This is a genomic window from Sphingobacterium psychroaquaticum (assembly GCF_900177625.1).
In the GTDB taxonomy this organism is placed as follows: Bacteria; Bacteroidota; Bacteroidia; order Sphingobacteriales; family Sphingobacteriaceae; genus Sphingobacterium; species Sphingobacterium psychroaquaticum.
In genome coordinates this window covers 49,897-64,455 of record NZ_FXAU01000001.1, presented here as the reverse complement: position 1 = coordinate 64,455, position 14,559 = coordinate 49,897, and the positions used below count along the sequence as shown (strand labels likewise).

Below are 14,559 nucleotides of genomic sequence, written 5' to 3'. Positions count from 1 at the left end.
AAAAACTTCACATTAATTTAATGCGTAAGCCCACGCATTCAGCTTATTTCATCGAGTGACAATCGTCGTACCTTTGATCGGTCCGCTAGGCGGGTGACACCAAATTATCCTTTAGTTTTTTGTACATGTTCTTGATGGACGGTGAAAATAGGATAAGCACCAAAAGACAGATACTGATGATGGACATCAGTTCATAATAATCCATCGCATAGCGCACGAAAGATTCATTTCTGACGCGTAACGCGACGAGTTTCATCGCTGCAGCTTTTTCCTTAAACTGCAATCCTTTATCTACTAAAGTAGTTGCGCTCTGCTGCAGGTATTCTTTAAAAATAGGGTTACTGCGCTGCAGCTGTTCTCCAAATGCTTCTTGATGTCGAGCCGATTCAAATAGCTTGAAAAAATTTTGTGTTCCGATACTCGTTGTAAAGCCTAAATATCGAATTGCCAAACAAACGGCCGCTGCTGCCCCACCCAGATGTGGAGGTACGCTGGAGATCACAAATAATATCGTCGGCACCATAATTAATCCGACACCAAGTCCATGTATCACTAAAGGCAAAAAGAAGTAATAATCATTACCGTCACTTTCGAAAGAAAAAAACATAATCTGATGAAAGGTGAGCAAACAACAGAACCCCATAATCCACATCCATTTCACGGCTTTTTTTGCTAAGATCCAGTACATAGAAAAGACAACGCCGAGTACGATTCCGAAGATATTAAACCACTGTATATAGGAAAGATGAATAGGATCAAGTTGCAGCAGTTGCTGAAAATATTGATTGGCTATGGTGAGGGAAAAACGTTCGATGTACATCACATATAAAACCAATAAACCCAACAGAAACTTTCGGCTTTTGAAAATGTGTAAATGGATATAGGTTCGTTTTAATCCTGTTTGTCGGACGATAAAAACAACAAGCAGCGTGATGCAGCAAAGCAGTGCAACAAGCATGTGATTATCCGCAAACCAATAGACCTCCTGCCCATAAACCATCATGTACCCGAAGCTCACAATAAGGAGGCTGTACAGCACAAAGCTCGGCCAGTCCAGGGCATACAAGGGATAGGGTTTGATGTGCCGTAAAGATTTCATAGTAACCAGGATCAACAGCAGTCCAGGAACAAAAGAAATCGCGGCGTAGAGATATATCTCATCAAAATTGAAGGAATCGATAAAGTCGGCGGTCACAAAGGTATTGAACGGCGAACTACAGAGAAGAAGACCAAAAAAGACCGCATAACTTCCCTCCTTTGCCTGTTCTGTTTTCAGGCGTGAAAATATCATCGAAATAGACAGGTTAACCGCGGATGCAAATAACATACCCTGAAAAAAGCGCAAGCCATATATCCATTCTATATCTCGAATATGATACATAAACAAGCAATTCAGGATTTGTAGCACATTGAAAATAATGTAGTACTGCTTCACAGGAAAATATTGGAAGAACCGTCTTTCCAAGACGTAAAAGCCAACAAAACCGGCATAAAAGAGGACAATCAAAAACTGTACATCAGAAGGTTGGCATCCATAAAAGCCAGCGGTAACCGGGATATTGGCACCCGGCAGGAAAAACAAGACCATACTGGGCATGAGTCCGCTGAAGAGAATCAGTTTAATGAGCCATTCGGGCACCCAACTTTTAAATATGCCTTTCACGAACTTACTGTTTAGGAACCGAAACATTCACATTCATACCGGAGCGCAACTTATGTACGGCTACGGTATGCGCTAACTCGATCCGTACGGGTACCCGCTGCACAATCTTCACAAAGTTACCCGTTGAGTTGTCGGGTGGAAGCAACGAAAAAGAAGCGCCCGTAGCCGGAGAAATCGAGATAATCTTTCCCTGAAATATTTCATCGGGGTATGCATCAGCAACGACTTCGACGGTATCGCCTACTGCGAGATAGCGTAATTGTGTTTCTTTAAAGTTGGCCGTTACCCAAACGGGCGTTTCCGTATTCACGATGAAACCCAAAACTTCGCCAGCATTAACCATCTGTCCGGCCTCGATAGTTCGCTTGCCCATAAACCCATCGTAGGGTGCCCGAATAATCGTATACCCCACATCGAGATGCTTCCGTCCTGCGGCGGCTGTCAGCCGATTTCTTTCGGCGCCAATAACACGCTTTTGAACATCCACATCCTGCACCCGCTCAGCCGATGCTTCCAGCTTATGATTCAATGTGGCCAACTCACTTTTATACACTTCAAGCTTCGCTTCCACCTCTTCGAGCTGTTGTGCGGTAGCCGATTTCTCATTGTACAGGTATTTGTAACGATCATATTCGAGTTGCTGCTTCTTGACATTGGCTTCACTGGCCGATATTGATTTTAACAAGGATTCATGTTCTTCTTGCAGGATCTGCTTTTGACTGGATAAGACATTTATTTCAGCTTCTTCTTTTCGAATCGAGGCGGATGCTTGCGCTGCTTCATACTTATACTCTTTATTATCGATAATCAGCAAGGTATCCCCCCGTTTTACCGCTTCGTGGTCTTTATAGTGAACATCCACAACATACCCCCCGACGCGCGCAATTACCGGATTGATGTACTGACTTACCTGCGCATCATTGGTATAGGTATACTTCAGCCGCAACCATAATATTTTTCCGCCCCATACCAATAAGGCCAACAAGATGATTGCCGCCAAGATGGTCGTGACCAAAGTTACCCGTTGGTCTGTTGTGCTCTTTTCAGATTTAGATTTCATTAAATGGTACCTTTTAGAAATTCAATAAAATAGTAGTGTTTTTGTACGGCTATACGCGAAGACTCGACCTCAAACAAGGTTTGCAGATATTGCATGTCGGCATCCAACAGGTCGGTCACGAGAGCAGCGGATTTGAAATACCGATTTTTTATGATGCGTGCATTCTCTTTGGCGAGATCTACGTTTTTTAAGCGTACCGTTTGTTCTTCTTTGGCCAACTTATAGTCCAGGTAGGCCTGCAAAAGTTTATTTTCCAGTATTTCGGCTTCATGGTGGTGCTTTACCTCCTCTTTGTCGTAGATGACCTGCGCCGCCCTTACCACATTTCTATTTAAGTAGATGGCGGATACAGGGATATTGAGTTTTAAACCAACGATGCCCAGGTTATACCAGCTGTCATTATACGGGTATAAGAATACTTGGGGATTTGCAAAGGTGAAGGTACCGGTGAGACCCACTTTGGGGAGGTAGTTTGCTTTGGCCTGTTTTACTGCGAGCTTTTTTAGTTGTACTTCTTGCTCTGACTTTTGCATGATGAAAGCCTGTTCTTTGGCTGCTTTTATCGTTTCATCATAATCGACCCGTATTTTATCCAGGGGTCGAGCGATGGGAACAATCTCTTCTTCTATGCCCGTGATCAACTGTAGTTGCCGATTGGCGGCTTGGATATCGTTTCCAATCTGTATGAGGAGCAGCTCCCGTTTAGAGAGCTCCAACTCAATCCGCAGGACGTCGCTGTGGAGTACCACGCCTGCAGTGTAGCGGTCTTTCACTTCTTTGAGCTGTTCTTTTTGATCGTGGATATCGGTTACAATAAGCTGCCGATGCAGATAGCATCGCAATAGATCGAGGTAGAGATTACATACGTCCATCTTAATTTTTGCCTGCGAAGCTTTCCAATCTATCGTGGCCATTTCTTGTTCCAATTTAGCGGATTGGATATTCATACGATCGCGATGGCCGTTGTAGAGATTAAGGTAAAAATCAGCACCGCTATCATACAGGTAATGGATTACCTCGTGTTGCGATGGTTTATTAAAAAGCCCGTGATCATAGACCGGCATATTGGTCGCATAACTAGCTGATGCGCGGACGGATACTTCGGGAAGTAGTTCCATCTTTCTTTGGGCGACCTGTATTTTCTTTTCTTTGAGCTGTAGGTGTGCTTCCTCGACGTATGTACTGTTTATCAAGGATTTTGCAAGAATATCATCGAGGGAAATGCGAAGGGAATCGATCGCAAGAGTGGTGGTAGCCGTACATAAAAACGCACTTGCTATGGCTATTCGCTTGACCCAATAGGGTGTATAAAAACTCACTGTTTATGTTTTTAATTTTTTGCGCTGCAAAGCTAGAGAGTTGGAAAGAGAAAAGTTTTTTCAGAATGGCCAATTTATAATTATTTACCGCCATTTTATTAGAATTGGCCACAAGGCAGAAAAGGAAGGAAGGGGGAAGTCTATTTACCGAGAAAAAAATAGAAAATTCCGAACATGGCGCCAAACTGGACGACCCAGAAAATAAACATCCATTTAATAATTTCAGCTTTGGTATTTGCCAGGTCTACTTTCGAAGCTAAATTTTCGATTTTGCGTTCTACTGTCTTTAAGGTTTCTACTTCGATAGTATCTTGTATATAAGTAACCACTAAGCGTGCATCTTCATCATTCATAGTTTTGCATAGTATATTGAAAATTGATAAATCATTGTATCTCATTTCATAAGATAACAAAACTAGACGAAAAACTCAAATCACATGTATGTAGAAAACAGCGAAACCTATCCTTACAAGAGGCTATCAGCAGCTAGCTTTTCAAACACGGCTATAACGCCGACCACTTGCGCTTCTTCCAGCTGATAAGTAGCGAGATCAAAGAATTTCACCGCTTCGATTTCATTGCTGGGTTGAATATCCTCGGTCATCTCATACATAAAGCAATCTTGCTCCATAATAATATGGGACGCTTCGCCATAGGCGGGCGCTGTAATATGACAGTAGAACGTTATCCGATCAATGTCCAACTGAATATTTAGTTCTTCTTGTATCTCTCGCTGTAAGGATGTTACCGAATCCTCCCCCGCATCAATCTTTCCACCAGGCAGATACCAAGCTTTTTTATTCTTACTGTATGCCAAAAGTAGCTTATGATCCTGCACAACAATTAATCCCGCAGTAAGAAGTAGTCTCTTCTCCATCGAAAACCTATTTTTTAATTGAAAATCTATTTCTTATTTCTACCGCTAAAACACAAAAGTAACCAGTAATGCTTTATGATCCGTTGGCCACACATTCTCAGGTACTAAAAATTTATCGCGGCTATCCCGGTCTTGTAATTGGCCGTTCTTCACTGTTTCCACCGGCCCTACGATCCGAACCTCAGCGACTTTCATAGGTTTTTTACTTTTAAAATACACATAATCAATCCGGTCGCGCTCATCAGCGGTCGGCGCCCACGTCAATTTATTTAACGGAACATCCTTATTGAAGGAAGGAAAAGTAAAGCCCGGATGACTCACAGGATTGGGATACTTTACGCGGAAGCTATCCGAAAAGCCGGCTTCCTGTAAAAGTACGGAGCAATCCCACGGCACAACTGCACCACCATGATCGAAAAGATGTTTGGTCTTATCTGTCCAATCCAAATGTGAAGGTTCATTAAAATCGCCTCCCACAATAAAAGACTGCGATTGATCTTCTTTATTGATATCTGTAATAACGTCACGGATCGCCTCATCGCGCTTCCCTTTTCTGTTGGCCGTACTGATCGCAAAAGCATCCGTTATGGGCTGTTCCATCTTTTTCCAGGTCACGCCATCGTATCCTCGCGGAAGGTAACAGGCATAATTGGTGTAATCAAGGTGCAACGAATAAAAAGCAAAGGTGCGTCCACCGACCTCAATCTTACTCTTTAATACATTGCCCACTTTATTTTCCTTTGTATAAAGCGATTCCTGTTGGATAATGGGATAAATCGAAATAAAGCCGACATCCAAGGCCGCCTCACTTGATTCACTATAATAGCTTACCCCACGAGATTTCAGTTCTGCCCGGATTCGTTGGATAAAATCAGTTCCTTCATAATTGCGCACCTCACTGAATAAAACAGCGTCTGGCTTTTTCGCGATAATTTCATCCACTATCGCGGAGAATCCACCGGGAACAACTGTTCCTTCTTGCCATATATTGATCTGTAGAACTTTTAGTGTTGTTCTAGCCTGGGCGGTACTCACCAAGCCGCCAAGAAACACTAAAAATAGACCTATAATTCGTATCATTGTTCAAGTATAAAAATAGAAGGAGTAAATTAAAGAAAAATACGAGTAATCCCTGTATTAAATATTTACTTCGCATCCTAACATATGCAGTCATACAAGATGAACAAAGTATATCGCTCAAAAAGCACCATGATAGCAGCCTTCCTTTTAGTTGGGGGCTCGCTTTATGCGCAGCAATCCAAGTCGTTCAAAGAAATCTCAACACGTGACCTGACAACGATTATGGAGAAGAATCGAAGCTACTACGAAAGCGGTAAGGTCGCAGATTATATTCCAGAATTGGGAAAGATGGATCCAAAAGCTTTGGCTTTGGCGGTGGTCGATGAGAAAGGCAAGATCCATAGCGTCGGGGACATCAACAAAAAATTCACCATGCAGAGCATCTCTAAAACGATCGCTTTGATGTTAGCCGTCATGGAAAACGGTGAAAAAACGGTATTCGAAAAGATGGGGTACTATGGTACCGACAAACCGTTCAATCATTTCGCTAACCTGGAAACGATGGGTAAACCATTGAATCCGATGATGAATGCTGGCGCTATCCTGACGACATCACTCATCTCAGGTAGCGGACAACTTCCTTTTGACAAGATATTAGACATGGTTCGATACATCACGAACAACCCGACCTTAGATTATAGCAGGATTGTGTACGAGTCTGAAAAAGAAACCGGACACCGCAACCGTGGGATGTTCCATATCATGAAGAATGTCGGATTGATATCGGGAGGCGAAGAGCAATTGGATAATTACTTTCGTCAATGCTCCATCGAGCTAACTGCCGAAGATCTGGCTAAGATCGGTTATTTCTTTGCACACCAATGCATTCGTTTTGATGGAGACAAACGATACAAGGATGCAGAAATGTCAAAACTGATCCAATCACAAATGTTGATTGCTGGCATGTATGAATTTAGTGGTGAATACGCACGGACGGTAGGTTTGCCAAGTAAATCAGGTGTCGGGGGTGGTATTGTGGTAAGCGTTCCGCAGCAAGGAGGAATTGGTGTTTTTAGTGCGCCCCTAGATAGTCATGGTAACTCCGTAGTCGGGTATCGCATGATCCTCGATCTTGCAAAACAGTATAATTTAGGGGTGTTTTAACACCCCTAATATTTTATGATATGCGGAATAAACCGGCTTTTGTCTGTTGTGATCGGCATATCAGATTCACGAAAGGAAATCCCACAAGGTTCCTGACCGATCAGCCAGCTTCCGATAATAGAAAAGCCCGAATCTTCCCGATGCAAGGTAGCTAGTTCCTGATAAATGTACCCTTCTTCCCCATACTCACCTTCCGTTGCATAGATCATCTGCTTATCATAGTACATTTCTACATTTGCACCTTCTCGTGATAAGATTGGTTTTTTCACAAAATGTTTAAGGAAATCAGGTTCCTCAAAGTATGCTGCCAACAAATGAGGATGGTTTGGAAATAGCTCCCAAAGAATAGGAAGGATCGCTTTATTAGATAGCAACATTTTCCACGATGGTTCAATCCACTGCGCGCGTAAAGCATCGTTAACGATATGTACACCAAAATCTTCACGCACCATCCACTCCCAAGGATATAATTTAAAAACCGATTGAATGGGCTCTCCTTCCAGGTCCAGGAAAGAATGTCCATTCCAACCAATATCGTCTACATAGATCAGCTTGGTCGCCAACCCTGCCTGTATCGCCGTATCCCGTAAGTATTCAAGGTTTGTCAGGTCTTCAAGCGACTCCTTTACGCATGCAAAGTGCAAAATTTCGCCTTTGAGGTAAGGCTTCAGCTGTGTCCAACTGGCAATCAGTTGCTCATGGATGCTGTTAAACTGATCTGTCCCCTCTGAAAAATAATGCTTTTTCCAATACCACTGAACGATTCCTGTCTCAAAAAGCGAAGTCGGGGTATCCGCATTAAATTCTAACATTTTCAGCTCCCCTCGTTCCACATCATAAGCGAAGTCGAAGCGCCCATATATCGAAGGATCATCATTTTCCCAGGAGTTTTCGATATGGTGGTACATATAGGCTGGAATATGAAACGATGCATACTGCTTGTTTTTAATGACATATTCCACAGCTTGAAGGCACATATCCCACAATTCTGCTGTTGCTTTATAGATGAGATCCGCTTCGCGACTGGTAATTTCGTAATAGCGATCATCCACCCAAAACGGTACACCACCGAGTGTATGATAGCCAAAGCCGATTTCTTCTAACCGGTTTTGCCAGTTAGGGTCGATACGTAATGTATTAATCTTCATTAAGCGCCTACTGAAGAGTTGCTATTAGCGGTATTTCCAAAACCTCCGCGTTGCGCCTTATAGGCATCCGCTTTCCGGGCATTCGTCCCTGAAACAGAGCTGGGATGAATGCTGTTGTTGGCGTAGCCTAGCACACCTCCCATATGGCGAAAGGCCATAAACCAAAGTAGCGATGTTCCCATCCCACCAGATCCACCGGATCGGTTTGATGAATTATTGTAATTGTCCGTCACCTCGGTATAAGCGGCAGTAGAGTCTGCTCGCATAAAAACTCGTTGCTTATCCGTGTCTTTAGCTTGTTGTGCAGGCTGTCCACACGAGGCCAATACCGACGTAATCAAGACCAACTGTATATTTTTTGAAGCTTTCTTTCTCATGGTTACTGGACGGTTACAAAGATTGGTACTTTACGTAAAGAATTTGTATCCGCCGCATTCCAAGTCTTCGGCTTTGCTTCGGTAATGATAGTATCTGCTTTTTCAGCTAGTCGTTCGCCATTATACCATATATTCTGCTTGGTAATATGTAGTACCGAATCGCCCTTTTCTACGGTGGTTAAGGTAACTTCTCGGGCAGATTTTTTATCCAGGGATTCTAGTTTTTGTTCTTTCTCGCGGGCGCAGCTCAACAAGAAAGTCAATGCAAAAAAGGCTAATGTGTATTTCATTTCCTGTAATTATACGATTTTTTGAATTAATTCCCTTCAACGGAATGAGAAAATACACATCCGCTAGAGATCGCGCTACAAAAAACAATGTGGCAACCTTATCTTACTATAAACAAATGATGTCTATATGCCGATCAAGTTACCACACCGCTGTTCCACTGATGTACAGGAAACCTATATATTTAAATTAAAAGTCTATTTCTTCACCTGCAACTCTTTACCTGCGATATCTTCCCAGCGGTAGAAATGAAAAGTCTTATCATCGCTCATCGCTACGAACAACCCTTTTTTAAACGTATCATTAAGCGACACATTAACGACATCCGAGCCGTCACTTTGACGGGCCGCTACAGGAACCGTTTTCAACAGTTTATGTGCATATGGCTCCTCTTTTGTGCCTTCCCGACTAAACACCTGAAAACGATTCGCTCCTTGATCTGAAACCAAAATATACCCCGTGCTATCTGTCAGTTTATAGATCGATATGCCTTCATGATCTTCGGCAAAACCTGTTGTTGCGAAAAGAGCCAATTGCTTATTCCCTTTTTCCGGATCCGCATGATACTGACGAACCCCCGTCTGCTCATCCGAATAATAAATATAACCCAGCTCGTTATCCACCGCAATTGCTTCGATCTCCTTCTTGCCCGAATATTCACCAAATTTACGTACTAAAGTCGCTTTTACCTGTCCTTTGCCATTATCCTCCAACGCATATTGCCACAGATATCCATCCTTAGGACCATTCTTGCGTCCCACGATAGCATACATCTTACCCATCGGCGCGGTATATATTGCAACGCCCATCAGGTCCCGGTAATCCTGTCCTGTTTCCCCTTCAAATACGGGGATCCCTCCGTTATCCACCGGTTTCATATCAGGCAAAGAAAAGATACGTAGTTTGTGCGTAAAGCGTTCCGTAGTAATCGCAATATCCGTTGGTTTACCGTTCAACATCAACCCATAAGCGAGATCTACATTATTGGGACGCTTGAGGTTACGCACCACTTTATCGTGCACGATCTTACCCTGTAGATCAAAAACATAAAGTGCTCCATTTTCATCCTTATCCGTCCCGAGTACCAAGCTCTTTGATGGATCTGCTTTATTGATCCATATCGCAGGATCATCCGAATCAAACTGTACAGGTTCCGTAATAATTGCTGGTTGCACCTCTACCTCCGTGCTATCCCCCACCTTCGTCTGCGCCTGTTGTTGTGCAGGCTGCCGACAAGCAGACTGGCTCATCAGCGTTAGGGCGAGCACAGCCAAATTTAACTTTTGTAATTTGTTCATCGTTTTATTTTGTGTTCTTTTTTGTCTCTATTATATTATAACTTCACGCCATATGCACCAACATACAATGCAGGTTCTGGAGAGCTGTAACGTGTTCCATTTTCGAGAACCAAACCTTCCTTAAAGTGACGTTTAAAATTTGTGGTTCCTTTTGTTAAGGCCGGTGAATTTCCTTGTAGATGAAAATCCCATCCTTTATTATAATCTGGTAAATTCATGGGGGTATTCAGCGGATAATTAACAAACTTGGGATCATTATCCCCTGCTTTAGTACTGATGACATCATTCTTTCCGCCCACCACATCATTCTTTCCTGGTTGAAATTGGTCCACTGTCGTTTGGTCAAAACCGTAATACCAATTGTTGCTATATACCGAACGTGCATCTTCCGGTTTCTTCGGGTCGCGCTTAATACCAAAACGCGTATTCGCAAACAAGTTGTTATACAGATCGGCACGCACGGTGGCTTCGACCCAAACGGAGCCTCCCTTAGCTGTCGGGCGTCTCCAACCCGTATTTACCATCGTATTGTTATACGCAATAATATACGCTTGCGGCGTGCGGTCTCCGGTGTTAGATAGCTTTAACGCATTGGAGTTCATGCTATAAACGACATTATATGCGATATCGGCGAGGGAACCAGACTTGAAATTCATCGCATCCCCTCCTGTAACACCGTTGGTATAGAATTCGTTGTTCGAGAAAATAATCTTTCCACCATCGATATAGGTACAATCTTCCTGGAAATGGCGGAAAATAGTATGCTGCACGATTAGCTTGCCGCTCACATTCGAGAACCAAATAGCAGGTAGATTTTCACCTGGTTTATTCTTGTAAAGTCCCATTTTCACGGAAGTAGAGGCGTCAGAAGTCGTACTGCCACCATATTCCAAAATGGTATAGTCTAATACCAACTCCTTACACGATGGCGCGGCTAGGATGCCTCCCCAAAGTTTACCGAATTTATTCGCTTCCGTTCGATACGGCTCAGACACTGTAAACTTTATCGGGTTTTCAGCGGTACCAAAAGCGTATAGATTGCCCTTTACAATGATTTCGGGCTTTGCTACAGTGTCCATCACAATAGTTACCCCTTCCTCGATCGTGAGGGATTGTCCTTCTGGAATCACAATATCTCCTTTGACAACCTGCGTACTTCCTTTGGCCCATACGCCCGAAACCTCTCCCGTGGCAGATCCATCTAAGGGACGGGTGTCTACATCGATATTTGCTTTTTCGCAGCTGGAAAAACCGAGGATCACAGTGAAAATAGCCGCTAGTTTGATATATTTTTTCATCTTTTTTCTCTTTATCATTTATGCATGTGTACGCAAAGAATTAATTTAATTTATAGCGAAGACCGACCAAATAACTCTGACCGTAATAGTCGCTACGAATCAATGTTTGTCCATTAGAAACCAAGTTTTCTGCAATCTTCTCATTCTCTGGGTTCGTTCCTTTAATAAATAACTTCATCGGAGTATTCAATATATTATTGGCCTTCACAAACACCGTCAAGCCATGACTGAAACGCTTCTCCGCTGAAAAATCCATTTGGATAAATCCCTTTTGCCAAAGATCATTGTTGAGGAACTGCGATACCGTATTGATGCGGGGGCCGGTATATGCGCCCGCTACCTGTGCATCCCACCCCGTCTTGGTATCCTTAAACAACAAGGCTAGGTTAGCAATATGTTCCGACTGTCCAAATAAAGGACGCGTTTGATCGACCAAAATAGGCTCGATATCGCCCGACTCCGGGTTTATGCGACGTTGTGTCTTGGGTGTTGTAATCCGCGAATGTGTATAGGTATAGTTGGCTTTTACCCCAAACTTATTGACGTATTTGATATAATCGATTTCAGCACCATAGTTTTTTGCATTACCGAAATTACCGGGGCTGTAGTAAATATCTTGTCCGCGTGTGGCATCAGCCTGAAAGGTATACTCAATCGGATTTTTGATTTTTTTGTAGAACACACCCACTAAAAATTGCTCCGATGCACCAGGAAAGAGCTCATAGCGTAAATCAAAATTATCGGCCAACGCACGTTTCAAGTTCGGATTTCCGCGTTCTTGATATTCTTCGTTGACCACTTTACTTGGCACCAGTTCATAGAAACCAGGGCGATTCAATGATTTTGCGTACGAGGCATGTAATTGCGACTTACTATCGAACAAATACTTAAGCGTTAAACTCGGCAAGATATCCGTGTGGACCTGACTCCCAACCGGCGCATTCTCTCCTGCCGGAAACAATAAATTATAGCCTTGATTATTATGTTCCATCCGCGCACCTCCGATAGCTTGTATACGTTCCGCCTGGTAATTGAACATCGCATAGACCGCCGTCGTCTTTTCGCTCGCATCGTAGGTTAACGGATTGCTTACGGCTCCTGTCGGATTGGTTACACGGAGGTTTAATTCGGTATAGTTCTGGTAATCTACGCCATATACTTTACCGATATCGGATTCTGACGGGGCTAATGTGTAATTGTTGTAAAAACTGCTGCGTTGCTTATCGCGGTACACACCTCCAGTAGAAAGCTCTAACTTGGCATCGCGAACATCAAACTTATATTTTAAATCCCAATATGCCGCTTTATCATCATCGGTATTGCGTTCCCAACGGTAGCTGACTGGCGCAGTATTGACCAAGGTCGTTCTACGGCGTTGGTAGTTTTCTTCCAGTCCGTTTAAACTTATTTGGGTATTCTGTGGGACATCATTCAGCGCCGATGAATATACCGCTGCCCAACGAATGCTGAATTTATCGTCCAACAAACTGTGGGTACCTTGCAACGTCCCATTGTATATTTTTTGGTCTGTCTTGCGGCTCCGTGTTTGGTACACCAATTCTGCTTTCCCTATTTCAGGTTTGTACTCACTGTTGTATGTCGTCGTGATGGCTTCGCGAACTTGTTCGTTGACCAAATTCACATACATATTGTAGAAACTGAACTTATTGTTCTTATCCAATACGTAATCTACTTTGGAGTGTAGTCCTAACCGCTTTTGTTGTTCGGAATATTGACGTTCTACTTTATTGGTAATGACGGCATAGGCGTCAGTTCCATTAACAGCATTGTTATAGAAAGCACTCGTACTGCCGCGGAATGTATTTTGATAACTTCCGGCAACGATAACCCCTAATTTATTCTGAAGGAAGCGTTGACCGATCGATAGACTACTCAAAATATTGGGAGCAGGATGCTTGCTTGTATAGTCTAATGTTCCTTTGCTAAAATCTGCCTGCGTAGCTTTGTAATCACGTCCGTTCAGTTCATAAGGCGATTTGGATTGTATCCCGCTGTTATTAAAGGACGTAAATTTATGATCAAAGAACAACTGGTTATATCCGGTCGATAAATTAGCATTGATTTGCAGTTTTTCGGGTGCATTTTTCATGATCATATTCACAGCTCCGCCAATGGCATCTCCCTCCATATTGGGAGTCAAGCTTTTGTATACCTCTAATCGTTCAAGTAAATCCGAAGGAAAGATGTCCAGCGGGATATAACGATATTTGTTATCGGGAGAGGGTAGCTTTACGCCATTGACAAGGGTATAATTGTAGCGCTTATCCATACCGCGGAGAATAGCATATTGTCCATCCCCGTTGCTGTTTCGTTCTAAAGAAACACCCGATACACGTTGCATAACATTGGCTACTGTTAAGTCGGGGGATAGCTCAATGGCTTTGCCCGAAATAATGTTCATCACCTGCGAAGCATTCTGCTCGATCCGACGCGCTTCTCCGTCACTCGATCCAGCTCCTTTACTTTTAATGGATACCTCCATCAATTGAATAGATTTCGAGAGCAGGTAGAAAGCTAATGGCGGTGTATCTTCCTTCAACACCTCAACCTCTTGCACGATACTTTCATAATTTAGGTAGGAAACCTGTACCGTTTCTTTCCCTGCGGACAGGCCTTTGATCTCGAACGATCCATCCAGGCCTGTGCTTGCGGATTTACCACTTTTCTCTAAAACTATGGTTGCTCCAACCAGAGCCTCACCGCTTAGTTTATCGAAAACCTTACCTTTTATTTTTGTCGCATGCGCCAGGCTTGCACAAAAAAATAATGGGATTAAAATTGCAAATAATTTCTTCATTGCTTTTACGAATAATGGTCTATTTAAACGACGAAACAAAAGTGAAAAAACATTTGAAAGTGGAAGAATTTTTGCCGTTACAGGAAGGCAACAGCGTTACAAACAGCGTAAACAAAACAGCAACAAAAACACACAAACAACTGAAAATAAAATATTTACAATATCACAAAAACGCCATTACCGTTACATCATCATTACATTAAGCTAATATTAAGTCGTTAGTTTGTTC

The 14,559-nt window shown here is 42.9% G+C and carries 13 protein-coding genes; 1 reads left to right on the top strand and 12 read right to left on the bottom strand.

Annotated elements, in window-relative coordinates:
- Positions 1–85: 85 nt before the first annotated feature.
- The 6 genes from B9Y69_RS00265 to B9Y69_RS00240 all read right to left on the bottom strand — a co-directional run bounded on the left by B9Y69_RS00265 (position 86) and on the right by B9Y69_RS00240 (position 5,999).
- On the bottom strand, positions 86–1,663 hold the full coding sequence (locus tag B9Y69_RS00265) for an efflux MFS transporter permease (protein WP_134433512.1): 1,578 nt from the start codon (positions 1,661–1,663) through the stop codon (positions 86–88).
- 4 nt (positions 1,664–1,667) lie between these two features.
- Positions 1,668–2,723, bottom strand: a complete 1,056-nt coding sequence (locus B9Y69_RS00260) for an HlyD family secretion protein (protein ID WP_085471089.1) — start codon at positions 2,721–2,723, stop codon at positions 1,668–1,670.
- A complete protein-coding gene (locus B9Y69_RS00255; RefSeq protein ID WP_085471088.1) occupies positions 2,723–4,042 on the bottom strand; it encodes a TolC family protein in 1,320 nt (439 codons plus the stop codon). Before B9Y69_RS00255 ends, B9Y69_RS00260 begins: the two co-directional genes overlap by 1 nt.
- Before the next feature lie 140 nt (positions 4,043–4,182).
- Positions 4,183–4,395, bottom strand: coding sequence for a hypothetical protein (locus B9Y69_RS00250; protein ID WP_085471087.1), 213 nt, complete (start codon positions 4,393–4,395; stop codon positions 4,183–4,185).
- Positions 4,396–4,508: 113 nt separating this feature from the next.
- Entirely contained in the window at positions 4,509–4,919 is a 411-nt protein-coding gene (locus B9Y69_RS00245) for an NUDIX hydrolase (RefSeq protein WP_085471086.1), read from the bottom strand.
- Between the two features lie 45 nt (positions 4,920–4,964).
- Positions 4,965–5,999: an endonuclease/exonuclease/phosphatase family protein gene (locus tag B9Y69_RS00240; RefSeq protein ID WP_085471085.1), complete on the bottom strand. Its 1,035-nt coding sequence runs from the start codon at positions 5,997–5,999 to the stop codon at positions 4,965–4,967.
- A 99-nt stretch (positions 6,000–6,098) separates the two neighbouring features.
- Between B9Y69_RS00240 and glsA the strand changes: the two genes are divergently transcribed.
- Complete coding sequence (glsA, locus tag B9Y69_RS00235; protein ID WP_085471084.1) at positions 6,099–7,103, top strand: glutaminase A; 1,005 nt, start codon at positions 6,099–6,101, stop codon at positions 7,101–7,103.
- A gap of 5 nt (positions 7,104–7,108) precedes the next feature.
- Here glsA and B9Y69_RS00230 read toward each other — a convergent pair whose 3' ends face one another.
- The 6 genes from B9Y69_RS00230 to B9Y69_RS00205 form a co-directional block, all read right to left on the bottom strand.
- Positions 7,109–8,251 (bottom strand): glutathionylspermidine synthase family protein, encoded by a 1,143-nt coding sequence (locus B9Y69_RS00230; protein ID WP_085471083.1) that lies wholly within the window; start codon positions 8,249–8,251, stop codon positions 7,109–7,111.
- Positions 8,251–8,628 carry a hypothetical protein gene (locus tag B9Y69_RS00225; protein ID WP_085471082.1) on the bottom strand — a complete coding sequence of 126 codons (378 nt, stop codon included), beginning with the start codon at positions 8,626–8,628 and terminating at the stop codon, positions 8,251–8,253. The genes B9Y69_RS00230 and B9Y69_RS00225 overlap by 1 nt, the downstream gene beginning before the upstream one ends.
- Positions 8,629–8,630: 2 nt before the next feature.
- Complete coding sequence (locus B9Y69_RS00220; protein ID WP_085471081.1) at positions 8,631–8,918, bottom strand: hypothetical protein; 288 nt, start codon at positions 8,916–8,918, stop codon at positions 8,631–8,633.
- 195 nt (positions 8,919–9,113) lie between these two features.
- Positions 9,114–10,214 (bottom strand): phytase, encoded by a 1,101-nt coding sequence (locus B9Y69_RS00215; RefSeq protein ID WP_085471080.1) that lies wholly within the window; start codon positions 10,212–10,214, stop codon positions 9,114–9,116.
- Between the two features lie 35 nt (positions 10,215–10,249).
- Positions 10,250–11,512, bottom strand: a complete 1,263-nt coding sequence (locus B9Y69_RS00210; RefSeq protein WP_085471079.1) for a right-handed parallel beta-helix repeat-containing protein — start codon at positions 11,510–11,512, stop codon at positions 10,250–10,252.
- Positions 11,513–11,552: 40 nt separating this feature from the next.
- Complete coding sequence (locus tag B9Y69_RS00205; protein ID WP_085471078.1) at positions 11,553–14,330, bottom strand: TonB-dependent receptor; 2,778 nt, start codon at positions 14,328–14,330, stop codon at positions 11,553–11,555.
- Positions 14,331–14,559: the final 229 nt, after the last annotated feature.

Bases quoted from the DNA above. Each gene is read 5' to 3' on its own strand.
- B9Y69_RS00260 (WP_085471089.1), bottom strand. From the start codon at position 2,723: ATGAAATCTAAATCTGAAAAGAGCACAACAGACCAACGGGTAACTTTG.
- B9Y69_RS00250 (WP_085471087.1), bottom strand. From the start codon at position 4,395: ATGAATGATGAAGATGCACGCTTAGTGGTTACTTATATACAAGATACT.
- B9Y69_RS00245 (WP_085471086.1), bottom strand. From the start codon at position 4,919: ATGGAGAAGAGACTACTTCTTACTGCGGGATTAATTGTTGTGCAGGAT.
- B9Y69_RS00240 (WP_085471085.1), bottom strand. From the start codon at position 5,999: ATGATACGAATTATAGGTCTATTTTTAGTGTTTCTTGGCGGCTTGGTG.
- glsA (WP_085471084.1), top strand. From the start codon at position 6,099: ATGAACAAAGTATATCGCTCAAAAAGCACCATGATAGCAGCCTTCCTT.
- B9Y69_RS00230 (WP_085471083.1), bottom strand. From the start codon at position 8,251: ATGAAGATTAATACATTACGTATCGACCCTAACTGGCAAAACCGGTTA.
- B9Y69_RS00225 (WP_085471082.1), bottom strand. From the start codon at position 8,628: ATGAGAAAGAAAGCTTCAAAAAATATACAGTTGGTCTTGATTACGTCG.
- B9Y69_RS00220 (WP_085471081.1), bottom strand. From the start codon at position 8,918: ATGAAATACACATTAGCCTTTTTTGCATTGACTTTCTTGTTGAGCTGC.
- B9Y69_RS00215 (WP_085471080.1), bottom strand. From the start codon at position 10,214: ATGAACAAATTACAAAAGTTAAATTTGGCTGTGCTCGCCCTAACGCTG.
- B9Y69_RS00210 (WP_085471079.1), bottom strand. From the start codon at position 11,512: ATGAAAAAATATATCAAACTAGCGGCTATTTTCACTGTGATCCTCGGT.
- B9Y69_RS00205 (WP_085471078.1), bottom strand. From the start codon at position 14,330: ATGAAGAAATTATTTGCAATTTTAATCCCATTATTTTTTTGTGCAAGC.